A 22,700-nucleotide genomic window follows, 5' to 3' on the forward strand; every position below is an offset into this window, starting at 1 on the left:
CGCAGGGGAGCCCGCGCAATCGGAGTGTGCGCGGACGCCCCGTCACCCAGGGGGCGGCGCCGGCTCCGTCACAGGGTCCGCAGGAGCACCGCCGGCTGTTCCACGCAGTCCGCCACGTACCGCAGGAATCCGCCCGCCGTGCCGCCGTCGCACACCCGGTGGTCGAAGGTGAGCGACAGTTGTACGACCTGACGCACCGCCAACTCGCCCTCGTGCACCCACGGCTTGGGGACGATGCGGCCGACGCCGAGCATGGCCGCCTCGGGGTGGTTGATGATCGGCGTGGAGCCGTCGACGCCGAACACGCCGTAGTTGTTCAGCGTGAAGGTGCCGCCCGTCAGTTCGCCCGGGGTCAGCCGGCCGGTGCGCGCCGCCTCGGTCAGCCGGGCGAACTCCGCGGTGAGCGACTCGGCGTCCCGCGCGTGCGCGTCCCGGACGACCGGCACGACGAGACCGCGGTCCGTCTGGGCGGCGAAGCCGAGGTGGACGCCTTCCAGCCGGACGATCTCCCGGGCCTCCGTGTCGACCGTCGAGTTCAGCTCCGGGAAGCGGGCCAGGGCGGCCGTGCAGATCCGGGCCAGCAGGGCGACCAGGGAGATCTTCGGCCCCCCGGAGGCGTTCATCGCGGTGCGCGCGCGCATCAGCTCGGTCGCGTCGGCGTCCACCCAGCAGGTGGCGTCCGGGATCTCGCGCCGGCTGCGGGAGAGCTTGTCGGCGACGGCTCCGCGCATTCCCTTGAGGGGGACGCGGGCGCCGTCCGCGACCGGGGCGGCGGAGGTGACGGACGCGGCCGGCACCCCGGTCGTCCCCGGCCGCCGCTCCGCCGTACGGCCGCCCTGCGCGGCGGCGGCCCGCAGCGCGTACTCCACGTCCGCCCGCAGGATCAGGCCGTCCGGGCCGGAACCGGCCAGCTCGCGCAGGTCCAGACCGTTCTGCCGGGCCAGCCTGCGCACCAGCGGGGAGATGACCGGAACCGGGCCGTCCACCGGGTCGGCCGTGCGGACCGGGCCGGCCACCGGGTCGGCCGTGCGGACCGGGCCGTCCACCGGCTCGGCCGTGCGAACCGGGCCGTCCACCGGCTCCACCGCACGGGCTCGGCCGTTCGCCCGACCGGACGGGCCGGTGGCCGCCGGCAGGCCGGGCCGCACCCTGCGCCGCCGCGCGGGCGCCTCGGAGGTGCCGTATCCGACCAGGACGTTGCCGGAGCCCTCCGTCCCGCTCTCCGTCTCCGCGACGGGCTGCTCGGCGGCCGGGGGCCGTGCGGCGCCCGCGGGCCCGCTGGCGACCGCCTCGTCGTCCCCCACCGCCACCGTCACCAGCGGCGCCCCGACGGGCAGTTCCGTGCCCTCCTCGCCGAAGCGGGCGGTGACCACACCGCCGTAGGGGCAGGGCACCTCGACCATCGCCTTGGCCGTCTCGACCTCGACGACCGGCTGGTCGACGGCGACCGTGTCGCCGACCTCGACCAGCCAGCGCACGATCTCCGCCTCGGTGAGCCCCTCACCGAGGTCGGGGAGCCTGAACTCCAGGCTGCGACCGTCACAAGCGTGTGCCATCAGCTCTCGGCCTCCCACTGCAGGCGCCCCACGGCGTCCAGGATGCGGTCCACACCGGGCAGGTGGTGACGCTCCAGCATCGGCGGAGGATACGGGATGTCGAATCCGGCCACCCGCAGCACCGGCGCCTCCAGGTGGTGGAAGCAGCGCTCCGTGACCCGGGCCGCGATCTCCCCGCCCGGGCCACCGAAGGAACCCGACTCGTGGACGACGACCGCGCGTCCCGTCCGCCGCACCGAGGCGCACACCGTCTCGTCGTCGAACGGCACCAGGGAGCGCAGATCGACGACTTCGAGGTCCCAGCCCTCGGCCCGGGCCGCCTCGGCCGCCTCCATGCAGGCGGCCACCGACGGCCCGTACGTGATGAGCGTGGCGCTCCGGCCGGAGCGCCGCACCACCGCGCGGCCCACGGGCTCGACGGGTGCCGGCTCCTCGGGGTTCCAGGTGTCCTTCGACCAGTACAGCCGCTTGGGCTCCAGGAAGACCACCGGGTCGTCGGAGGCGATGGACGCGCGCAGCAGCCCGTAGGCGTCGGCGACGGTCGCGGGCGTGACGACATGGAGCCCCGGAGTCGCCATGTAGTACGCCTCGGACGAGTCGCTGTGGTGCTCGACGCCGCCGATGCCGCCGCCGTAGGGGATGCGGACGGTCAGCGGCAGGGGCATCTTCCCGCGTGTGCGGTTGCGCATCTTGGTGACATGGCTGACGACCTGCTCGAACGCCGGGTAGGCGAAGGCGTCGAACTGCATCTCGACGACCGGGCGCAGCCCGTACATCGCCATGCCGACGGCGGTGCCGAGGATGCCCGCCTCGGCGAGCGGGGTGTCCGTGCAGCGGTCCTCGCCGAACTCCGCGGCGAGCCCGTCGGTGATCCGGAACACGCCGCCGAGGGTGCCCACGTCCTCGCCCAGGACGTGCACGCCCGGGTCGGCGGCCATGGCGTCGCGCAGCGCGCGCGTGAGGGCCTGCGCCATGGTGGCCGGCTTGACGGCGACGGTCGTCATCGACGTCCCCCTTCCGGTGTTCCGGTCTGCTGTGCCGCGGTCTCGGCCTCCGCGTCCAGCTCCGCGCGGAGCTGGTCCCGCTGCTCGCGCAGCTGCGGTGTGGGCTCGGCGTAGACGTGGTCGAACAGGTCCAGGGGGTTCAGCTCCGGGTCCTCGTTCATCCGGGCGCGCAGGTCGGCGGCCATCGTCTCGGCGTCCTCGCGGGCGGAGCGGATGCCGTCCTCGTCGAGCAGGCCGCGCTCGGTCAGCTCCCGCTCCAGCAGCTCGACCGGGTCGTGCCGGCGCCAGGTCTCCACCTCGGCGTCGCCCCGGTAGCGCGTGGCGTCGTCGGCGTTGGTGTGCGCGTCGACGCGGTACGTCACCGCCTCCACCAGTGTGGGGCCGCCGCCCGCGCGCGCGTGCCGTACGGCGTCGGACAGGACCTCGTGCACCGCGGCGGCGTCGTTGCCGTCGACCAGGCGGCCGGGCATGCCGTAGCCGACGGCCTTGTGGGCCAGCGACGGGGCGGCGGTCTGCTTGTCGAGGGGGACGGAGATCGCGAAGCCGTTGTTCTGCACCAGGAAGACGACCGGGGCCTGCCAGACGGCGGCGAAGTTCAGCGCCTCGTGGAAGTCGCCCTCGCTGGTGCCGCCGTCGCCGACCATGGCCAGCGCGACCACGTCGTCGCCCTTGAGGCGGGCGGCGTGCGCGAGACCGACGGCGTGCGGCAGCTGGGTGGCCAGCGGTGTGGACAGCGGGGCGACCCGGTGCTCGTAGGGGTCGTAGCCGGTGTGCCAGTCGCCGCGCAGCAGGGTGAGGGCCTCGACCGGGTCGACGCCGCGCGAGACGACCGCGAGGGTGTCCCGATAGCTGGGGAAGAGCCAGTCCCGCTCCTCGAGGACCAGCGCGGCGGCGATCTCGCACGCCTCCTGACCGGTGCTGGAGGGGTAGACGGCCAGCCGGCCCTGCTTGGTCAGCGCCGTGGCCTGCGCGTTGTAGCGGCGGCCACGCACCAGACGGGCGTACAGCGTGCGCAGCAGCTCGGTGTCGGCGCGGTCCGCGGCCTTCGTGCCGAGAACGCGGTGCGGCTCCGCGTCGGGCAGCAGCGGAGCGGGGTCGGTACGGGGCTGCCAGGCGGGCGGCGGTGTGGGCCGGTACGCGCCCCGCTGCTCCATGACCGTCATGACGGCACCTCCTCGTGGGAGACGGCTTCGGGCTCGCCACGGGTGTGACGGGCCTCACCTACCGATTGTTCGGTCGCCGGCACATTTTGGCTACAGGCGGCCCCAGGCTGTGGACAAACGGTTCTCCACAGCCTGTGATGGACGCAGTACGTCCATCGGGAGAAGGCGGGGGCACGTGGCATCTGAACAAATGGCCGATCGCCCCGGTGAAGGCGGCGGCGCGGACGAGGCCGGTGCCCCGCCGCCCCCGCGTCCGCTGGACGCCATCGACCAGGACATCCTGCGCATGCTCCAGGCGGACGGCCGCGCCTCCATACGGTCGGTCGCGGAGCGGGTGCACGTCTCGCGCGCGAACGCCTACGCGCGCATCAACCGGCTGGTCGAGGACGGTGTCATCCGCGGATTCGGCGCCCGCGTCGACCACGAACGCGCCGGGCACGGCACCTCGGCGTACATCACCCTGAAGATCGTCCAGAACTCCTGGCGCACGGTCCGCGCCGAACTGCGGAAACTGCCCGGGGCCTCGCACATCGCCCTGGTGGGCGGCGACTTCGACGTGCTGCTGCTGGTGCACACCCCCGACAACCGGGCGCTGCGCGAGCTGGTGCTCAGCCGCCTGCAGGCCATCCCGGAGGTGCTCAGCACCCGCACCCTGCTGGTCTTCGAGACCGAGGACCTCGAACCGCAGGGCTGACCGGCCGGGCACGCCGTCCGGCCCGGGGCGGCGCCGGGAGTCAGGACACCTTGCGCAGCCCACCGAACACCAGCCGCGCCACGGCGTCGACCACCTCGCGCTCGCCGGCGCCGGACCGGCCGTCCGGACCGTCGGGGCGGTACCACTCGACGATCGAGTTGATCATGCCGAAGACCAGACGGGTCGCGAGCCGCACCTCCACGTCGGCGCGCACGTCCCCCTCGGCGGCGGCGTCCTTGAGCAGGGTGGCGACCCGGTGGTCGAACTCGCGCCGCCGCTCCAGCGCCCACCGCTCGGTGGCGGTGTTGCCGCGTACCCGCAGCAGCAGCGTCACATAGGGCAGCTCCGCCATCAGCACCTCGACCATGCGCCGCACGACGTACTCCAGGCGCCCGGCGGCGGACCCCACGCGCGCGTGCTCCTCGTCGAGGATCCCGAAGAGCTCGTCCAGGGCCCGGCTCACGGCCCGGCGCAGCAGCTCCTCCTTGCCCGTGACGTGGTGGTATATCGACGACTTGGAGATCCCCGCCGCCTTGGACAGGTGCTCCATGGAGGTGCCGTCGTAGCCGCGCTCGATGAAGACCTGCACGGCGACGGACAGCAGCGTCTCGGGCGTGTACGTGTCGCGCTTGGCGGTGGTCATGGGCGGCTGCCTCCGGTTGCGTCGACTGCGTGCGCGTGGCGGTACAGCGCGAGGGACGGTGCGCAGCGGCCCGTGACGTCGCGCCGGTGCAGCTCGACGAGGAGCGCGTGAGCCCAGGAGCGCCCGAGCGTGCGGCCCCATTCGAGCGGCCCCAGCGGGTAGTTGACGCCCAGCCGCATCGCGGTGTCGACATCCTCCTCGGTGGCGGCTCCCTTGGCGACGGCGTCGTGCGCCAGGTCGACGATCCGCGCGACCGTGCGGGCGACGATCATGCCGGGGACGTCACCGATGACGCTGACCTGCTTGCCGAGCGCCTGGAAGAGGCCCGTGGCCCCGGCGAGCGTCCCGCGCGGTGTGCCGGTGCCGGCGGACAGGGCGACGCGGGTGGCGCGGCGGTAGTCGAGGGCGAGGTCGAAGTGGACACTGTCGCCGAGTTCCGCGGTGGTGCGGCCGTCGGCGAGCAGGAGCTGTCCGCCGCCGGGCAGGACGAGCCGCCCGCCGGTGCCGGTGGCCTTCTCACGGACCTCGACGCCCGCCTCGCGGATCAGCGCGGGCAGCTCGGCGGCCGGGCCCAGGTCACCCTCCACGACGACGTACGCGGGCGGATCGGCCGGTTCCGCGGTGTGCGGGCGCGGGCGCTCGGCGCCGTCCCGGTAGTCGTACCAGCCCTGTCCGCTCTTGCGGCCGAGCCGGCCCGACTCGACCAGGCGGCGCTGGGCCAGCGACGGGGTGAAGCGGACGTCCTGGAAGAACGCCTGCCACACGGAGTGCGTGACGGACTCGTTGACGTCCTGCCCGATGAGGTCGGTCAGCTCGAAGGCGCCCATCCTGAAACCGCCGGACTCGCGCAGCACGGCGTCGATGGTCGCCGGGTCCGCACCCTGGTCCTCGAAGACCGCGAGGGCCTCGGCGTAGAAGGGGCGGGCGATGCGGTTGACGACGAAGCCCGGGGTGTCGGCGCAGGCGACCGGGGTCTTGCCCCAGGCGCGGGCGGTCTCGTACGCGCGCGTGGCCGACGCGGGGTCGGTGGCGTATCCGGAGACCACCTCGACCAGCGGGAGCAGCGGCGCGGGGTTGAAGAAGTGCAGGCCGACGAAGCGGCCGGGCTCGCGCAGGGCGCCGCCGACTGCGGTGACGGAGAGGGACGAGGTGTTGGTGGCGAGCAGGCAGTCGTCGCCGACGACGTCCTCCAGGGCGCGGAACAGCTCCTGCTTGACGTCCAGCCGCTCCACGACCGCCTCGACGACGAGCGCGCAGCCGGCGAGGCCCGCGAGGCTCTCGGCGGGCGTGAGCCGGGCGCGGGCGGCGTCGCGTTCGGCGCCGGTGAGGCGGTCCTTCTCGACGAGCCGGTCGAGCCGGGCGCCGATCGCGTCGGCCGCTTCCCGGGCCCGTCCCGGGGCGGCGTCGTACAGCCGCACGGGATGGCCCGCGACCAGCGCCACCTGGGCGATGCCCTGGCCCATGGTGCCGGTGCCGACGACGGCCACGGGGCTGCTGAGGTCGAGTGCTGTCATGTGCGCGATCCTCCCGCACGGCGTTTTCCACAGATGCGGCGGACCCCCTTGTCCCGACCGATCGTTCGGTTACTCTAGCCGTGTCCGCCTGTATCTGCCCAGGTTTCCCCCCAGGTCCACGGACTCGACGAACGGCCGGCGGAGCGCCGGCGGGGAGTCGGCGGGTCCGTGAGAAACGAGGAGTTGGTCCCGCATGGCCGCCGAACTCACCGCACACCAGCTGATCGCCCAGCACCGGCCGACCCTGGACCTGGCGCTGGAGACGATCCGCACGCGCGCGTACTGGTCCCCCCACCCCGAGCACCCCAAGGCCTACGGGGAGAACGGCAGCCTGGACATGGCGGCGGGCAAGGCCGCCTTCGACGCCCTGCACGGCACCCGCCTCGACCTCGGTCAGCCCGGCACCGACGGCTGGGTCGGCGGCGAGGTCTCCCCGTACGGCGTCGAGCTGGGCGTGGAGTACCCGCACGCGGACCTCGACGTGCTGCTGCCCGCCATGAGGGCCGGACAGAAGGCGTGGCGGGACGCGGGCGCGGAGCTGCGCGCGATGGTCTGCCTGGAGATCCTGCGGCGGGTCTCCGACCGGACCATGGAGTTCGCGCAGGCGGTCATGCACACCTCCGGGCAGGCCTTCATGATGGCCTTCCAGGCCGGCGGCCCGCACGCCCAGGACCGCGGCATGGAGGCCGTGGCCTACGCGTACGTGGAGCAGTCCCGCACGCCGGACACGGCGGAGTGGACCAAGCCGCAGGGCAAGCGGGACCCGCTCGCGCTCACCAAGCAGTTCACGCCGGTCCCCCGCGGCATCGGCCTGGTCATCGGCTGCAACACCTTCCCCACCTGGAACGGCTATCCGGGCCTGTTCGCCTCCCTCGCCACCGGCAACGCCGTCCTGGTCAAGCCCCACCCCCGCGCGGTGCTGCCGCTCGCCCTCACCGTCCGGGCCGCCCGCGAGGTCCTCACCGAGGCCGGCTTCGACCCGAACCTGGTCGCGCTGGCCGCCGAGCGCCCCGGCGAGGGCATCGCCAAGACCCTGGCGACCCGCCCGGAGATCCGGATCGTCGACTACACCGGCTCCACCGCCTTCGGGGACTGGCTGGAAGCCAACGCCCGCCAGGCCCAGGTGTACACGGAGAAGGCCGGCGTCAACACGGTGATCGTGGAGTCGACCGACGACTACAAGGGCATGCTCGCCAACCTGGCCTTCTCGCTCTCGCTGTACAGCGGCCAGATGTGCACCACCCCGCAGAACCTGCTGATCCCCCGCGACGGCATCCGCACCGACCAGGGCGACAAGTCCTACGACGAGGTCACCGCCGACCTGGCCCGCGCCGTCGACGGCCTCCTCGGCGACGACGCCCGCGCGAACGCCCTGCTCGGCGCCATCGTCAACCCGGACGTCAAGGCCCGCCTGGAGGCCGCCGCCGGGCTCGGGGAGGTCGCCCTCGCCTCCCGCGAGGTGACCAACCCGGAGTTCCCGGACGCGGTCGTGCGCACCCCGGTGATCGTCAAGCTGGACGGTGCCAAGCCCGAGGACGAGGCCGCGTACACCAGCGAGTGCTTCGGCCCGGTCTCCTTCGCCGTCGCCGTCGACTCCGCCGGCCACGCGGTGGAGCTGCTGCGCGGCAGTATCCGCGAGAAGGGCGCGATGACGGTGGGCGCGTACACCACCGACCCGGAGGTCGAGGAGGCCGTGCGGGAGGTCTGCCTGGACGAGGCCGCCCAGCTCTCCCTCAACCTCACCGGCGGGGTGTACGTCAACCAGACGGCCGCCTTCTCCGACTTCCACGGCTCGGGCGGCAACCCGGCGGCCAACGCGGCCCTGTGCGACGGCGCCTTCGTGGCCAACCGCTTCCGCGTGGTGGAGGTCCGCCGCCAGGCCTGAGCCGACTCCCCTACGGCACCTGCGGTGCGCCCCCTGTGGCGCTCCAGTGGTACAGCGTCATGGCCACACTGGTCGCGAGGTTGTAGCTGGAGACCTGGGGGCGCATCGGCAGCGCCACCAGGTGGTCGGCCCGTGCCCGCAGCTCCCGCGAGAGCCCGCTGCGCTCGGAGCCGAACGCGAGGAGCGCGTCGTCCGGCAGCTTCAGCCCCCGGATGTCCTCGCCCTCCGGGTCCAGCGCGAACACCGGCCCCGGCGGCAGCTCGGCCGCCTCCAGCCGCTCCACGACGGTCGCGAAGTGCAGCCCCGCCCCGCCGCGCACCACCGTGGGGTGCCAGGGGTCGAGCGTGCCGGTGGTGACCACGCCGGTCGCCCCGAAACCGGCGGCCAGCCGGATCACCGCCCCCGCGTTGCCGAGGTTGCGCGGCTGGTCGAGGACCACGACGGGAGCGCGCCGGGGCAGGTGCGCCAGCGCCTGGAGCCCGGCCGCCCGCGCGGGCCGCACGGCCAGGGCGGCCACCGCGGTCGGGTGCGGCCGCGCGACGAGCGACGCGTAAGCCTCCTGCGACACCTCGGTCAGCAGCCCCGCCAGCACCCCGCGCAGGTCCGGCGCCAGCTCGTCGGCGAGGGCCAGGGCGCCCGAGCGGTCGCTGGTGACGGCCACCGGCACCTCGGCACCGAAGCGCAGGGCGTGCTTGAGGGCGTGGAAGCCGTCCAGCAGCACGCACCGGCCGGCGTGCGAGTGCCAGGCGGCCGGCGGGCCGGGGTCGGCGGGGTGGGTCATGTGCGGAAGCCTACGTGCGTGGGGCCGGGGTCCTTCCCGTCCACCGCGTCCGCTCCGGCCGCGGTGGACGGGACCTCGCCCTCCGGGGCCCGGCTCCGGGTGCGAGGCCCGGGCACCGTCGCCGTACGACCGGCGCCGTGCCCCTCCGCCGCCCCCGCGGGCACCAACGCGGCCCACCGGCCCGGCAGCCGGCCGCGCACCCGTGCCGCCCGGCCGCCCAGCCGGCGCAGGAACGAGGCCGGCAGGAAGACCGCGTCGGCGGCGATCATCGCCAGCGAGAAGAACGGCAGTCCCAGCGTCACCGCGATCACCGCGTGCTCGGTCATCATCACGGCGAGGAGCACGTTCTTGACCCGCCGGTTGAAGAGCGTGAACGGGAAGGCGACCTGCACGGCGACCGTGCCGTACGTGATGAGCATGACCAGCGTGCCGTTGGCGGCCAGCGCGTCGGACAGCGCGGGCCACGGCGAGAAGTAGTCCAGGTGCAGCGGGTAGTAGACGGCCGTGCCGTCCTGCCAGCGCGAACCCTGGATCTTGTACCAGCCGGCCGTCGCGTAGATCAGACACGCCTCGGCCATGATCACGAGCAGCGCGCCGTTGTGCACGATGTTGGTGATCACGTCCAGCAGGATCCGCGGCTGAGCGCCCTCCCCGCTCCGCCCCACGAGCCACCACAGGCCCAGCGAGACCCACACCATCCACAGCAGCGCCGGGACGAACCAGTCGCCGTCGAGCAGACCGGCCGTCGTCACCGCCACCAGCAGAAACCCCAGGGCGCACCAGAGCACCGGCCCGGCCCGGTCCACGACACGCTCTCCACGCGCGCGTGCGGCCGCAACGCGCCGGGCGCGGCGCGCGTCCAGCGACCACACCTGGCCGCACCGGGTGAGGACCAGATAGATGCTCATGAGGTGCACGACGTTGTCGCCGCCGTCCCCCATGAAGACGCTGCGGTTCTGCAGCGAGAGCACGCCGACCATGAACAGCACGGACATGGTGCGGGTGCGCCAGCCCAGCAGGAGCAGGACGCTGCTCAGGACGGCCAGTGCGTAGACGGTCTCGAACCAGGCCCGCCCGTCCGACCACATCAGTGCCGTGAAGGCGCCGTTGTCCGCGATCATCTGCTCGGCGAGGTCGTGGCCCCAGGGCCCGTCAGGACCGTACAGCTCGTTCCGGTGGGGCAGTTCGCGCAGCAGGAAGAGCAGCCAGGTGGCGCTGAAGCCGATGCGGACCACGGCGGTCTGGTACGGGCCGAGCGCGGCCTCCGTGACGCGGGCGATGGAGCGGGAGACCGAGAGGACGATGCCGTTCACGCGGCGCCACCTCCCTTCCCGGTCTTCCCGGCCGCCCCGGCCCCGGCGTCCGCGGTTTCCGGGGACACGGACCACCAGGGCAGCTCGCGGAGGGTCGGCCGGCCGGAGACCTTCTCGCCGCTCCACGAGGGCGGCTCGACGTTCGTGGTCCGGGAACGGTACTGGACGCGCTCGATCACGCCGCCGGGTGCGGCGGCGGGCTCGCGGTCCAGGCGCAGCAGCGCGATGCGGCGCAGATACGTCTCGGACAGGGAGCCCCTCAGGCCCACCGGGCGGTTCTCGGAGTCGTGGGTCGCGACGAAGAAGTCCCAGGCCCGGCGCAGTTCGTTCTGCTGGGTGTGGCTCGGCAGCGGATTGCCGTCGATGGCCCGGCCGTCCTCGGCGGACAGGTCGTACCAGCCGGTCGTCCGTATCCCGCCGTCCGCCGTGCCGACCTCGGCACGGACCTGGACGGAGACGTTCTGCTGGAGCGGGTTGGGCGCGAAGAGCTTCCAGTTCTGCTCGAACTCCGGGAAGACCCACTCGTCCACCGCGGCGCCGTGCTGCTTGGTGAGCGTGTTGGACGGGGCCACGTGCAGGAACACCAGGCCCATGTGGGCGCAGACGGCGACCGCGACCACCGCGAGGGCGACCACGGCACCGATCTGGTAGCGCGGGGAGAGCGCGGCGACGCCGGTACGGGGCTCGGGTGGCCGGGCGGCATGTGGTGCGCCGGCCTCCCCGGAGGCGGAGACACCGCCGGCCACGGCACCCTCGACCTCTCCGGACTCCCCGGACTCCCCGGACTCCCCGGACTCCCCGGACTCCCCGGCAGCCTTCACCGGCTCTTCCGGAACCTCGGCGGACCCAGCGGACCCAGCGGACCCAGCGGTCTCGGCCGACCCGGCCGACCCGGCGGACCCGCCAGACTCCTCGGCACCCGCTTCCCCGTCCGGCACGTCCTGCCCGTACGGCCCGCCCTGCCCCTGCCGGGCGTCCGAGTCCTTGTCGTGCGCGTCCATTCCGCCCCGTTCGGTCCCGATCCGTCCATCCGCCCGTCCCGTCACGGGACGCCCAGCGCCACCCGTGCGGCTGCTCGGCGACGTTCGAACGGGAACGGTACTCAGGACCGGCCGCCCGCACAGCCCCCCGGCGGACCGGCCGCACCGTGGCCGTCGCCACATCGGGCCGGACGGCAGGGCGCCGGCGGGGACGGTCTACAGAACGTGCCCGGGCTCTCCCTTGTCGTCGACCACGGGACGCCCGGCCGCGGCCCACTCCTGCATGCCGCCGTCGACGTTCACCGCGTCGACGCCCCGCTGGACCAGGTACATGGTGGCCTGTGCCGAACGGCCCCCGACGCGGCAGAGCACGTGCACCCGGCCGTCCTGCGGCGCGGCCTCGGCCAGCTCGCCGTAGCGGGCCACGAACTCGCTGAGGGGAATGTGCAGCGCCCCGGCGGCATGACCCGCCTGCCACTCGTCGTCCTCACGGACGTCCAGCAGGAAGTCGCCGTCCTTGAGGTCGTCGATCCCGACCGTGGGCACACCAGCTCCGAAACTCATGCCCCAGACGCTACCGGAGCCGCCACCGCGCTCAGTCCTCCGCGAGCGCCCCCGCCAGCTCCGCCTCCCGCTCGCGCACCTGGGTCGCCAGCTGCTCGGCGATCTCGTCCAGGAGCCGGTCGGGGTCGTCCGGGGCCAGCCTGAGCATCGCGCCGATCGCGCTCTCCTCCAGCTCCTTGGCGAGCAGGGTCAGCATCTCCTTGCGCCGGTCGAGCCATTCGAGCCGGACGTACAGCTCCTCGCCGCGGCTCGGGCGGCGCTCGGACACCGGCCCGGCGGCCCACTCCTCGGCCAGCTCCCGCAGCTCCGCCTCGTCACCGCGGGCGTAGGCGGCGTTGACACGCGTGATGAACTCCTCACGCCGGACCCGCTCGGCCTCCTCCTGCGCCAGGTCGGGGTGTGCCTTGCGGGCCAGCTCGCGGTAGAGCTTGCGGGCCTCCTCGCCGGGCCGGACCCGCTGCGGGGGCCGCACCGCCTGGTCCGTGAGCATCGCGGTCGCCTCGGGGAACAGCCCGTCCCCGTCCATCCAGCCGTTCAGCAGCTCCTCGACCCCGGGAATCGGCATCAGCCGGGCCCGCGCCTCGTCGGCCCGGCGCAGGTCCTCGGCGTCACCCGTGCGGGCCGCCCTGGCCTCGAGGATCTGCGCCTCCAGCTCCTCCAGCCGGGCGTACACCGGGCCGAGCCGCTGCTCGTGCAGCCGCGAGAAGTTCTCGACCTCCACGCGGAAGGTCTCCAGCGCGATCTCGTACTCGATGAGTGCCTGCTCGGCGGCCCGTACGGCCTGTTCCAGCCGTTCCTCGGGACGCGGCGCACCCTCCTGCTCGGGCTCAGCTTCCGGCGTCGTCACCCGACCAGCCTAGGGCCTGCGGGCAAGGGGGCCGCCCACGCGATCGCGGCCGCTCCCGTCACACCCCCGGCTCCGCCGCGACCCGTCCGGCCCGCACCGCGGCCACCAGCTCCGCGTGATCCGCCTCCGTACGGTCGGCGTAGGCGACGGCGAAAGCGGCCACGGCCTCGTCCAGCTCGCCGTTCTTGCCGCAGTAGCCCGCGATCACCCGCGGGTCGGCGCTGTGCGCGTGGGCGCGGGCCAGCAGGGCGCCGGTCATGCGGCCGTAGTCGTCCAGCTGGTCGGCGGCCAGGGCGGCGGGGTCGACGCTGCCCTTGCGGTTGCGGAACTGCCGCACCTGGAAGGGCCGCCCGTCGACCGAGGTCCAGCCCAGCAGGATGTCGCTGACCACCTGCATCCGCTTCTGCCCCAGGACCACCCGGCGGCCCTCGTGCGCGGTCCCGGGTGCCTCGAACCCGGCGGCGGCGAGGTGGGGCAGCAGTGCGGAGGGCCGGGCCTCCTTGACCTGGAGCACGAGCGGTTCGCCCCGGTGGTCCAGGAGCAGCACGACGTACGACCGCGTGCCGACGCTGCCGGTGCCGACGACCCGGAAGGCCACGTCGTGCACCGCGTACCGGGCCAGCAGCGGCAGCCGGTCCTCGGAGAGCGTGCCCAGGTACGCCTCCAGGGCCCCCGCGACCGTCGCCGCCTCGGTGTCCGTCACCCGGCGCAGCACGGGCGCCGCGTCCACGAAGCGCCGTCCGCCGTCCTCGGTGGACTCGGTCGACTTCGCGGCGAAGCGCCCGCTGGTGTTGGCCCGCGCCTTCTCGGACACCCGCTCCAGCGTGCCGAGCAGGTCGTGGGCGTCGGTGTGGGAGACCAGTTCCTCGTCCGCGATGGCGTTCCAGGCGTCCAGTGCGGGGAGCTTCGCAAGCAGCCGCATGGTGCGCCGGTAGGCGCCGGTCGCGTCGTGGGCGGCCTCGCGGCAGGTGTCCTCGTCGGCCCCGGCCTCCCGGCCCGCGAGGACGAGGGAGGCGGCGAGCCGCTTGACGTCCCACTCCCAGGGGCCGCGGACCGTCTCGTCGAAGTCGTTCAGGTCGATGACCAGGCCGCCGCGGGCGTCGCCGTAGAGGCCGAAGTTGGCGGCGTGCGCGTCGCCGCAGATCTGGGCGCCGACCCCGGTCACCGGCGTGCGCGCCAGGTCGTACGCCATCAGGCCCGCCGATCCGCGCAGGAAGGCGAACGGCGTGGCCGCCATCCGCCCGGCCCGGATCGGGGCGAGCCCCGGTATCCGGCCGCGGTTGGACTCCTCGACCGCGCTCACCGCGTCCGGCCGGGCGGCGTCCAGGTCGAGCGCGGCGTGCGCGGACCGCGGGACGCGCGTGCGCAGCGCCTTGCCCTCCGCCTTCGGGGAACCGGCCGCGGGCCACCGCGCGAACCCGGGAACGACCGGCATCCGCCCGCCCCGCGCCGCCCCGCCCGTTCCTCCCGCGTCCCCGCCCGCACGGGCCGCCGGCACCTCCGCGGCCACCGCCTCCCCGCTCGCCGCCCGCGTGCCCGTCCCCGCCGTCGCCCCGGTCATCCCGGCCGCCCTCCCCGTGCTCGTCGTACTCGTCCCGTACCTGCGTCTTCGTACCGCGTCGTTCGCTACCGCCGCCGTGCCCGTGCGGCGGGCGTACCCGCGCCCCGCACCCGAGTCCGCGCACTCCGCGCGCCAGTACGCACCCGCGCCCCGCGCGCCGAGCCGCTCCCCGCCCCGGCGCGCCACGACCGTACCCCCGGCCGCACCGCCCGTACACGGGCCCCTGCCCGCCGCCCGCATAACGCCGGGCAGGGGGCGGAACAGGAGGTGCCCCCGCCCCCCGCGGCGCGCCTACGGTAGCCAGCGATCACCACGGAGCGCGTCCGCCGAAGCAACCACAGCAGCCTGCCCCGCGCCGGCGGGCGCGCTCCCTGTCCCCGACGTCCCGGATGTCGCACGTCCCGTTCAGCTTCCCCAGGGACCACCCACCGAGGAGACCGAGGAACCGCCATGACCTCCGACACCCCCACCACCCCCGACGCGCCCAGGCCCGGCCCCGGGCCGGGACCCGGTCCGGGTTACGGCGGCGACCGCGGCATCAGCCGCAAGACGCTGCTCAGGGCGGCCGTCGCCGCCGGCGCCACCGTCCCGCTGCTCGCCACCGGCGGCATCGCGCTGGCCCGGGACGCCGCCCGCTCCTCCGACGGGCAGCGGCTGACGCCGACGCCGTACTGCGACGACGGCGACGACCTGACGCCCGACCAGATGGAGGGCCCGTACTTCAAGCCGAACTCGCCGCTGCGCACCAGCCTGGTCACGCCCGGCACCCCGGGCACCCCGCTGACCGTCGGCGGCTACGTCTTCGGCCGGAACTGCGTCCCGCTGTCCGGCGTGCTCCTCGACTTCTGGCAGGCCGACGACGACGGCGACTACGACATGGCCGGCTACACCTTCCGCGGTCACCAGTTCAGCGACGCCACCGGCGCCTTCGCCCTGCAGACGATCGTCCCCGGCCTCTATCCCGGCCGGACCCGGCACATCCACGTCAAGGTGCAGGCCCCCGGCGAGCCCGTGCTGACCACCCAGCTGTACTTCCCGGGCGAGCCCCGCAACAGCACGGACACGATCTTCGACCCGGCCCTGCTGATGAACGTCCGCGGGGCCGGCAACGGCAAGGAGGGCACCTACGACTTCGTCCTGAACGTGGACGGCGGCACCGGACCCACGGATCCGCCCACCGACCCGCCGGGCGGCACCTGGGCGAGCGGCCACGCCTACACCGCCGGCGACCGGGTCACGTACGGCGGACGCTCCTACCGCTGTCTCCAGGCGCACACCTCGATGACCGGCTGGGAACCCCCCAACGTGCCGGCCCTGTGGCAGCCGGAGCCCTGAGACCTTCCTCACAGCATCGCGTCACGGGTCACCGCCCCCGGACATGCGAAAGCCCCCCAGGTCCGAGACCTGGGGGGCTTCCGGCTGGTGCGCGAGGGGGGAGTTGAACCCCCACGCCCTTGCGGGCACTGGAACCTGAATCCAGCGCGTCTGCCTATTCCGCCACCCGCGCATTGGGTGTGTCTTCCGGGCTTTTCCTTGCGGTCCGGCGCCTTCCGACACGAGAACATTAGCACGCTGGAAGGGGGCGATTCACATCCCTTTCCCAGGGCGGACCGGGGCGGACCGGGGCGCCCGCCCTTCTTCGGGCACTCGTCTCGGTCCGTGTCCGTTCACGTATCAACCTCGTACCGGTCCGGCCCGTCTCCCCAGGAGCCGGTAGGGGACCGCAGCCAGGTGCGGGACACTGGTCTGCGGCCGCCTCTACGATCCTGGGCATGAGTACCTGAGGGAGCACATCCCGAAGTGCCCGCGGGAGTTCGAAGGGGAGCCCCGGCGGGAACTCCGAGAGGCGTCGACACCCGTCGACCGGGCCGACAGGGGGAACCAGCCGATCGACCGGCGCGTGGATACGATCAGTAAGCAGTACCAGGTGGGCAGTGCGCGCACGCACCGCACGACGCGGAGCGGCACTGCGCAAGGCAGCAGTACGCAGCACAGCACTACGCAGGACAGTGGAAGCGGACAGGACGGCAGCGACGGAGGAGGTGCCCCATGGGAGTCCTGAAGAAGTTCGAGCAGCGGCTCGAAGGCCTGGTCAACGGCACCTTCGCGAAGGTCTTCAAGTCCGAGGTGCAGCCCGTGGAGATCGCGGGAGCGCTTCAGCGTGAATGCGACAACAACGCGACCATCTGGAACCGCGACCGCACCGTCGTGCCCAACGACTTCATCGTGGAACTGAGCACGCCCGACTTCGAGCGCCTCAGCCCCTACTCCGGACAGCTCGGCGACGAGCTGGCCGGCATGGTCCGCGACTACGCCAAGCAGCAGCGCTACACCTTCATGGGACCGATCAAGGTCCACCTCGAGAAGGCGGACGACCTCGACACCGGCCTGTACCGGGTGCGCAGCCGTACGCTCGCCTCCTCCAGCAGCCACCAGGGCGGCCCGGCCCCCGCCGCGCCCCCGGCACCCCCCGCACGGCCCGGCGGACCGGGCGGCGGATACGGCTACCCGCCGGCCGCCCCCGCAGGCGCCCCGCCCATGCCGGCCGCGCCGCCGCCCGGCGGCCGCACCGGCGGCTACGGCTACCCGCAGCCCGCCGGCGGCCAGCAGCCGCCTCCCGCGCCCGCCCCCGGCGGACGCACCCGCCACTGGATCGAGATCAACGGCAACCGCCACCAGATCTCCCGCGCGACGCTCGTGCTGGGCCGCAGCACCGAGGCCGACGTGCGGATCGACGACCCCGGCGTCTCCCGCCGGCACTGCGAGATCCGGACCGGAACGCCCCCGACGATCCAGGATCTCGGCTCCACCAACGGCATCGTGGTGGACGGGCAGCACACCACCCGCGCTACGCTCCGCGACGGCTCGCGAATCGTCGTGGGCAGCACCACCGTTATCTACAGGCAAGCCGAAGGGTGATCCGGGGGCAATGTCAGAGCTGACCCTCACGGTCATGCGGCTGGGTTTTCTCGCCGTACTGTGGCTGTTCGTGATCGTGGCCGTGCAGGTCATCCGCAGCGACCTCTTCGGTACGCGGGTCACCCAGCGCGGCGCGCGGCGCGACGCCGCCCGACCGCAGCAGACCGCCACGCGCCAGGGCCAGGCGCCTCCGCCGCAGCGCCAGCAGTCCGGCGGCGGCCGCGGGCGCCGTGGCGCGCCCACCAAGCTGGTCGTGACGGAGGGCACCCTCACCGGCACCACCGTCGCCCTCCAGGGCCAGACCATCACGCTCGGCCGGGCGCACGACTCGACGATCGTGCTGGACGACGACTACGCCTCCAGCCGCCATGCCAGGATCTACCCGGACCAGAACGGCCAGTGGATCGTCGAGGACCTGGGCTCCACCAACGGCACCTACCTGGACCGGGCCCGGCTGACGACCCCGACGCCGATCGGCCCCGGGGCGCCGATCCGCATCGGCAAGACCGTCATCGAGCTGCGGAAGTAGTGCTACACCAATGAATGAGCGCGAGCGGAGCGAGCACGCAGCGGTGGCCGGCACCCCGGGCCCCGGCGCGCTCCCGACCGGAGGGTGGGCAGTGTGGCTCGACACGACCGGCTGCAGTCGGAGCCGACGGGCGAGGTGCGCATGAGTCTGTCACTGCGCTTCGCCGCCGGTTCCCACAAGGGCATGATCCGGGAGGGCAACGAGGACTCCGGCTACGCCGGTCCCCGCCTGCTCGCCATCGCCGACGGCATGGGCGGCCAGGCCGCCGGTGAGGTCGCCTCCTCCGAGGTGATCTCCACCATCGTCGCCCTCGACGACGACGTGCCCGGCTCCGACGTCCTCACCTCCCTCGGCGCCGCCGTGCAGCGCGCCAACGACCAGCTGCGGCAGATGGTCGAGGAGGACCCCGCCCTGGAGGGCATGGGCACCACCCTGACCGCGCTGCTGTGGACCGGCCAGCGCCTGGGCATGGTCCACGTCGGCGACTCCCGCGCCTACCTGCTGCGCGACGGCGTCCTCACCCAGATCACGCAGGACCACACCTGGGTGCAGCGCCTCGTCGACGAGGGACGCATCACCGAGGAGGAGGCGGACACCCACCCGCAGCGCTCCCTGCTGATGCGGGCCCTGGGCAGCGGCGACCACGTGGAACCCGACCTGTCCATCCGCGAGGTGCGGGCCGGCGACCGCTACCTCATCTGCTCCGACGGACTCTCCGGCGTCGTCTCCCACCAGACGATGGAGGACGCCCTCGCCAGCTACCAGGGCCCCCAGGAGACCGTCCAGGAGCTGATCCAGCTCGCCCTGCGCGGCGGCGGCCCGGACAACATCACCGTCATCGTCGCCGACGTCCTCGACCTCGACACCGGCGACACCCTCGCCGCACAGCTCTCCGACACCCCCGTGGTCGTCGGCGCCGTCGCGGAGAACCAGGCCCAGTCCAGCGACAACGGCATCATGCAGACCCCGGCCGGCCGCGCCGCCGGACTCGGCCGGCCGCGCGGCGGGGGCGGCGAGTTCGGCCCGCCCGGCAGCGGCGACACCACCGGCTTCGTCCCCACCGGCGGCTTCGACGACTACGGCCCCGACGACTTCGTCAAACCCCGCAAGAGCCGCAAGTGGCTGAAGCGGTCCCTCTACACCGTCCTCGCCCTCGCCGTCATCGGCGGCGGCACCTACGGCGGCTGGCGCTGGACCCAGACCCAGTACTACGTCGGCACCAACGACGACCACCTCGCGCTGTACCGGGGCATCAGCCAGGACCTCGCCTGGGTCTCGCTCTCGAAGGTCCAGAAGGACCACCCCGAGATCGAACTCAAGTACCTGCCGCCCTACCAGCAGAAACTGGTCGAGGCCACCATCCCCGAGGGCGACCTCAACGACGCCCGGGCCAAGATCGAGGAGCTGGCGGTCCAGGCCTCCGCCTGCAAGAAGCAGGCCGACCGGCGCGCGGCGGAGACCGAGGAGAACGCGAAGACGGGCGAGGGCGAGGCCGGAGGCACCACGGGAACCAGTGCCGCCTCCTTCACGTCCAAGGCCTCACCCAGCCCGAACCCGTCGGGCTCGCCCGAGGCACCCGAATCGTCCGAGTCCCCGTCCACGACCGCACCCACTCCAGGCTCAGGACCGACCCTCTCGGAGGAAGAGCAGAAGGTCGTCTCGCTGTGCGGTAAGCAGTAGGCAAGCCGTGAGAGGCCCTTTCACACGATGAGCAGTACTACCAACCCGTCGACGCAGCACACGTCCACGATCGGCGCCATCGGCGCCCCGAGCCGGCGCAACACCGAGCTGGCTCTGCTCGTGTTCGCCGTCCTCATCCCGGTCTTCGCCTACGCCAACGTGGGCCTCGCCATCAACGACGAGGTGCCCGCGGGCCTGCTGAGCTACGGCTTCGGCCTCGGCCTGCTGGCCGGCGTCGGCCACCTCGTCGTGCGCAAGTTCGCCCCGTACGCGGACCCGCTGCTGCTGCCGCTGGCCACCCTGCTCAACGGCCTCGGACTCGTCGCCATCTGGCGCCTGGACCAGTCCGAACTGCTCCAGAGCATCCACCAGGCCGGCAACGCCGCACCCCGCCAGCTGATCTACACCGCGATGGGCATCGCCCTGTTCGTCGCCGTGCTCGTCTTCCTCAAGGACCACCGCGTCCTGCAGCGCTACACCTACATCTCCATGGTCGGCGCCCTGTTCCTGCTGCTGCTCCCGCTCGTACCGGGCCTCGGCAAGAACATCTACGGCGCCAAGATCTGGATCCAGGTCGGTTCCTTCTCCATCCAGCCCGGTGAGTTCGCCAAGATCGTCCTCGCGATCTTCTTCGCCGGCTACCTGATGGTGAAGCGCGACGCGCTCGCCCTGGCCAGCCGCCGCTTCATGGGCCTCTACCTGCCGCGCGGCCGCGACCTCGGCCCCATCCTGGTCGTCTGGATCGTCTCGATCCTGATCCTCGTCTTCGAGACCGACCTCGGCACCTCGCTGCTGTTCTTCGGCATGTTCGTGATCATGCTGTACGTCGCCACCGAGCGGACCAGCTGGATCGTCTTCGGCATGCTGATGTCCGCCGTCGGCGCCGTCGGCGTGGCCACCTTCGAGCCGCACATCCAGCAGCGCGTCGACGCCTGGCTCGACCCGATGCGGGAGTTCATGCTCTCCCGCGCCAACCAGGTCGGCCACTCCGAGCAGGCCATGCAGGCCCTGTGGGCCTTCGGCTCCGGCGGCACCCTCGGCACCGGCTGGGGCCAGGGCCACTCCGAGCTGATCCGCTTCGCCGCCAACTCCGACTTCATCCTCGCCACCTTCGGCGAGGAACTCGGCCTCGCCGGCCTGATGGCCCTGCTCCTGCTCTACGCCTTGATCGTGGAACGCGGTGTGCGTACCGCCCTCGCCGCCCGCGACCCCTTCGGCAAGCTCCTCGCCATCGGCCTCTCCGGCGCCTTCGCCCTCCAGGTCTTCGTCGTCGCCGGCGGTGTCATGGGCCTCATCCCGCTCACCGGTATGACCATGCCCTTCCTGGCGTACGGCGGCTCCTCCGTCATCGCCAACTGGGCCCTGATCGGCATCCTGCTGCGCATCAGCGACACCGCGCGGAGACCGGCACCCGCCGCACCCGCCAGCCCCGACGCCGAGATGACCCAGGTGGTCCGACCGTGAACAAGCCCCTGCGCCGCATCGCGCTCTTCTGCGGTCTGCTCGTCCTGACCCTCCTCATCCGGGACAACTGGCTCCAGTACGTCCAGGCCGACGAGCTCAAGGAGGACGAGCACAACCGCCGCGTCGCCATCGAGCGGTACGCCAGCCCGCGCGGCGACATCATCGTCGACGGCAAGGCCATCACCGGACACGCCACCACCGAGGGCGACTTCAAGTACAAGCGCACCTACAAGGACGGCGCCATGTGGGCGCCCGTCACCGGCTACGTCTCCCAGGCCTTCGGCGCCACCCAGCTGGAGTCCATCGACGACGGCATCCTCACCGGCAACGACGACCGGCTGTTCTTCCGCAACACCCTCGACATGATCACGGGCAAGAAGCGCGAGGGCGGAAACGTCGTCACCACCCTCAACGCCGCCGCCCAGAAGGCCGCGTACGACGGCCTGAAGAAGCAGGGCGCCAAGGGCGCCGTCGTCGCCATCGAGCCGTCCACCGGCAAGATCCTCTCGATGGCCTCGTACCCCTCGTACGACCCGACCTCCATCGCGGGCAGCAACGACGCGGCCGGCGAGGCCTGGAACAGGCTCCAGAAGAAGAACAACCCCGACGACCCGATGCTCAACCGCGCCCTGCGCGAGGTCTACCCGCCCGGCTCCACCTTCAAGGTGGTCACCGCGGCGGCGGCCCTGGAGCACGGCAAGTACGACTCGGCGGACGAGAAGACCGACTCCCCGCTGCCCTGGACGATGCCCGGCACGACCACCGAGCTGAAGAACGAGGGCGACATCCCCTGCGAGGACGCCACCCTCCGCGAGGCCCTGCGCGTCTCCTGCAACACCGTCTTCGGCAAGCTCGGTTACGACCTCGGCAACGACAAGATGCTGGAGACCGCGAAGAAGTTCGGCTTCACCGAGGAGCAGTTCGTCCCGGTGCGCTCCAGCGCCTCCGTCTTCTCCGACGGCATGAACGACTCGCAGGTCGCGCTCTCCTCCATCGGCCAGTTCAACACCGCGGCCACCCCGCTGCAGATGGCCATGGTCACCTCGGCCATCGCCAACAACGGCACCCTGATGAAGCCGTACATGGTCGACGCGCTCCAGGCCCCCAACCTCGACACCATCGAGAAGACGGACCCCGAGGAGATGAGCAAGCCGCTGTCCGCGGACAACGCCCAGATCCTCCAGTCCATGATGGAGACCGTCGTCAAGGACGGCACGGGAACCAACGCCCAGATCGACGGCGTCACGGTGGGTGGCAAGACCGGTACCGCACAGCACGGCGAGAACAACAGCAAGAACCCCTACGCCTGGTTCATCTCGTACGCCAAGACCGACGACGGCAGCGCGCCCGTGGCGGTGGCCGTGGTGATCGAGGACGAGAACGCCGTGCGCGACGACATCTCCGGCGGCGGCCTCGCGGCACCGATCGCGAAGAACGTCATGGAGGCCGTCATCGACAGCAAGAAGTGACCGCGCCCTGAACGGGACGTGACTCCGGTCACGTCCCCTTCACATCGGCGCACGTTGCGATACCGGTCCTGTATCGGCTGCCCGGCTCGGCCAAGGGGCCACGAGCGAGCCGGGTACGGTAGGCCGGACGGCAG

Annotated in this window: 19 protein-coding genes and 1 tRNA gene; 8 read left to right on the forward strand and 12 right to left on the reverse strand. The window is 72.9% G+C overall.

The annotated features are described in order from the left end of the window. Positions 1 to 68 precede the first annotated feature (68 nt). From ACIQFU_RS33885 to pdhA, 3 genes are read right to left on the reverse strand one after another with little or no spacing between them, the layout of a single operon-like run. A complete protein-coding gene (locus ACIQFU_RS33885) occupies positions 69 to 1,556 on the reverse strand; it encodes a dihydrolipoamide acetyltransferase family protein (RefSeq protein ID WP_402556783.1) in 1,488 nt (495 codons plus the stop codon). Continuing rightward, positions 1,556 to 2,560, reverse strand: a complete 1,005-nt coding sequence (locus ACIQFU_RS33890; RefSeq protein ID WP_402556785.1) for an alpha-ketoacid dehydrogenase subunit beta — start codon at positions 2,558 to 2,560, stop codon at positions 1,556 to 1,558. Before ACIQFU_RS33890 ends, ACIQFU_RS33885 begins: the two co-directional genes overlap by 1 nt. Beyond that, a complete protein-coding gene (gene pdhA, locus ACIQFU_RS33895; protein ID WP_402556786.1) occupies positions 2,557 to 3,723 on the reverse strand; it encodes a pyruvate dehydrogenase (acetyl-transferring) E1 component subunit alpha in 1,167 nt (388 codons plus the stop codon). Before pdhA ends, ACIQFU_RS33890 begins: the two co-directional genes overlap by 4 nt. 190 nt (positions 3,724 to 3,913) lie before the next feature. On the opposite strand from pdhA, the gene ACIQFU_RS33900 reads away from it, so the two are divergent. Continuing rightward, the gene (locus ACIQFU_RS33900; RefSeq protein WP_402556788.1) at positions 3,914 to 4,417 is read left to right on the forward strand and encodes an Lrp/AsnC family transcriptional regulator; all 504 of its coding nucleotides are present in this window, start codon (positions 3,914 to 3,916) and stop codon (positions 4,415 to 4,417) included. Between the two features lie 40 nt (positions 4,418 to 4,457). On the opposite strand, the gene ACIQFU_RS33905 is transcribed toward ACIQFU_RS33900, so the two are convergent. Together ACIQFU_RS33905 and ACIQFU_RS33910 are read right to left on the reverse strand one after the other, a co-directional pair. Next, entirely contained in the window at positions 4,458 to 5,060 is a 603-nt protein-coding gene (locus tag ACIQFU_RS33905; RefSeq protein ID WP_402556790.1) for a TetR/AcrR family transcriptional regulator, read from the reverse strand. Next, positions 5,057 to 6,574 carry a 3-hydroxyacyl-CoA dehydrogenase gene (locus ACIQFU_RS33910; protein WP_402556792.1) on the reverse strand — a complete coding sequence of 506 codons (1,518 nt, stop codon included), beginning with the start codon at positions 6,572 to 6,574 and terminating at the stop codon, positions 5,057 to 5,059. Before ACIQFU_RS33910 ends, ACIQFU_RS33905 begins: the two co-directional genes overlap by 4 nt. Before the next feature lie 193 nt (positions 6,575 to 6,767). Here ACIQFU_RS33910 and paaN point away from each other — a divergent pair, with 193 nt between their 5' ends. Further along, positions 6,768 to 8,459 carry a phenylacetic acid degradation protein PaaN gene (gene paaN, locus ACIQFU_RS33915; protein ID WP_402556794.1) on the forward strand — a complete coding sequence of 564 codons (1,692 nt, stop codon included), beginning with the start codon at positions 6,768 to 6,770 and terminating at the stop codon, positions 8,457 to 8,459. A 10-nt stretch (positions 8,460 to 8,469) separates the two neighbouring features. On the opposite strand, the gene ACIQFU_RS33920 is transcribed toward paaN, so the two are convergent. From ACIQFU_RS33920 to ACIQFU_RS33945, 6 genes are all read right to left on the reverse strand, one after another. Then, the gene (locus ACIQFU_RS33920; protein WP_402556796.1) at positions 8,470 to 9,240 is read right to left on the reverse strand and encodes a TrmH family RNA methyltransferase; all 771 of its coding nucleotides are present in this window, start codon (positions 9,238 to 9,240) and stop codon (positions 8,470 to 8,472) included. Then, a complete protein-coding gene (locus ACIQFU_RS33925; protein WP_402556797.1) occupies positions 9,237 to 10,553 on the reverse strand; it encodes an HTTM domain-containing protein in 1,317 nt (438 codons plus the stop codon). Before ACIQFU_RS33925 ends, ACIQFU_RS33920 begins: the two co-directional genes overlap by 4 nt. Continuing rightward, complete coding sequence (locus ACIQFU_RS33930; protein WP_402556799.1) at positions 10,550 to 11,554, reverse strand: DUF5819 family protein; 1,005 nt, start codon at positions 11,552 to 11,554, stop codon at positions 10,550 to 10,552. Before ACIQFU_RS33930 ends, ACIQFU_RS33925 begins: the two co-directional genes overlap by 4 nt. 195 nt (positions 11,555 to 11,749) lie before the next feature. Continuing rightward, positions 11,750 to 12,079 carry a rhodanese-like domain-containing protein gene (locus tag ACIQFU_RS33935; protein ID WP_402556880.1) on the reverse strand — a complete coding sequence of 110 codons (330 nt, stop codon included), beginning with the start codon at positions 12,077 to 12,079 and terminating at the stop codon, positions 11,750 to 11,752. Between the two features lie 49 nt (positions 12,080 to 12,128). Further along, positions 12,129 to 12,944 (reverse strand): hypothetical protein, encoded by an 816-nt coding sequence (locus ACIQFU_RS33940; protein ID WP_402556801.1) that lies wholly within the window; start codon positions 12,942 to 12,944, stop codon positions 12,129 to 12,131. Positions 12,945 to 13,002: 58 nt separating this feature from the next. Then, positions 13,003 to 14,505, reverse strand: coding sequence for a DUF2252 domain-containing protein (locus tag ACIQFU_RS33945; protein ID WP_402556803.1), 1,503 nt, complete (start codon positions 14,503 to 14,505; stop codon positions 13,003 to 13,005). Between the two features lie 450 nt (positions 14,506 to 14,955). Here ACIQFU_RS33945 and ACIQFU_RS33950 point away from each other — a divergent pair, with 450 nt between their 5' ends. Then, positions 14,956 to 15,840, forward strand: coding sequence for a carbohydrate-binding protein (locus tag ACIQFU_RS33950; RefSeq protein WP_402556805.1), 885 nt, complete (start codon positions 14,956 to 14,958; stop codon positions 15,838 to 15,840). A gap of 85 nt (positions 15,841 to 15,925) precedes the next feature. Here ACIQFU_RS33950 and ACIQFU_RS33955 read toward each other — a convergent pair. Next, a tRNA-Leu gene (locus tag ACIQFU_RS33955) sits at positions 15,926 to 16,012 on the reverse strand. Positions 16,013 to 16,554: 542 nt separating this feature from the next. Here ACIQFU_RS33955 and fhaA point away from each other — a divergent pair. From fhaA to ACIQFU_RS33980, 5 genes are all read left to right on the forward strand, one after another. Beyond that, positions 16,555 to 17,424, forward strand: a complete 870-nt coding sequence (gene fhaA, locus ACIQFU_RS33960; RefSeq protein WP_402556807.1) for an antibiotic biosynthesis regulator FhaA — start codon at positions 16,555 to 16,557, stop codon at positions 17,422 to 17,424. Positions 17,425 to 17,434: 10 nt separating this feature from the next. Continuing rightward, positions 17,435 to 17,953, forward strand: coding sequence for an antibiotic biosynthesis regulator FhaB (gene fhaB / locus ACIQFU_RS33965; RefSeq protein WP_003975090.1), 519 nt, complete (start codon positions 17,435 to 17,437; stop codon positions 17,951 to 17,953). A gap of 141 nt (positions 17,954 to 18,094) precedes the next feature. Continuing rightward, a complete protein-coding gene (locus ACIQFU_RS33970; protein ID WP_402556809.1) occupies positions 18,095 to 19,633 on the forward strand; it encodes a Stp1/IreP family PP2C-type Ser/Thr phosphatase in 1,539 nt (512 codons plus the stop codon). Between the two features lie 27 nt (positions 19,634 to 19,660). Then, positions 19,661 to 21,097, forward strand: a complete 1,437-nt coding sequence (locus tag ACIQFU_RS33975; protein WP_402556810.1) for an FtsW/RodA/SpoVE family cell cycle protein — start codon at positions 19,661 to 19,663, stop codon at positions 21,095 to 21,097. Continuing rightward, positions 21,094 to 22,566 (forward strand): peptidoglycan D,D-transpeptidase FtsI family protein, encoded by a 1,473-nt coding sequence (locus tag ACIQFU_RS33980; RefSeq protein WP_402556812.1) that lies wholly within the window; start codon positions 21,094 to 21,096, stop codon positions 22,564 to 22,566. The genes ACIQFU_RS33975 and ACIQFU_RS33980 overlap by 4 nt, the downstream gene beginning before the upstream one ends. Positions 22,567 to 22,700 lie beyond the last annotated feature (134 nt).

The organism is Streptomyces sp. NPDC093065 (genome assembly GCF_044754585.1).
In the GTDB taxonomy this organism is placed as follows: domain Bacteria; phylum Actinomycetota; class Actinomycetes; order Streptomycetales; family Streptomycetaceae; genus Streptomyces.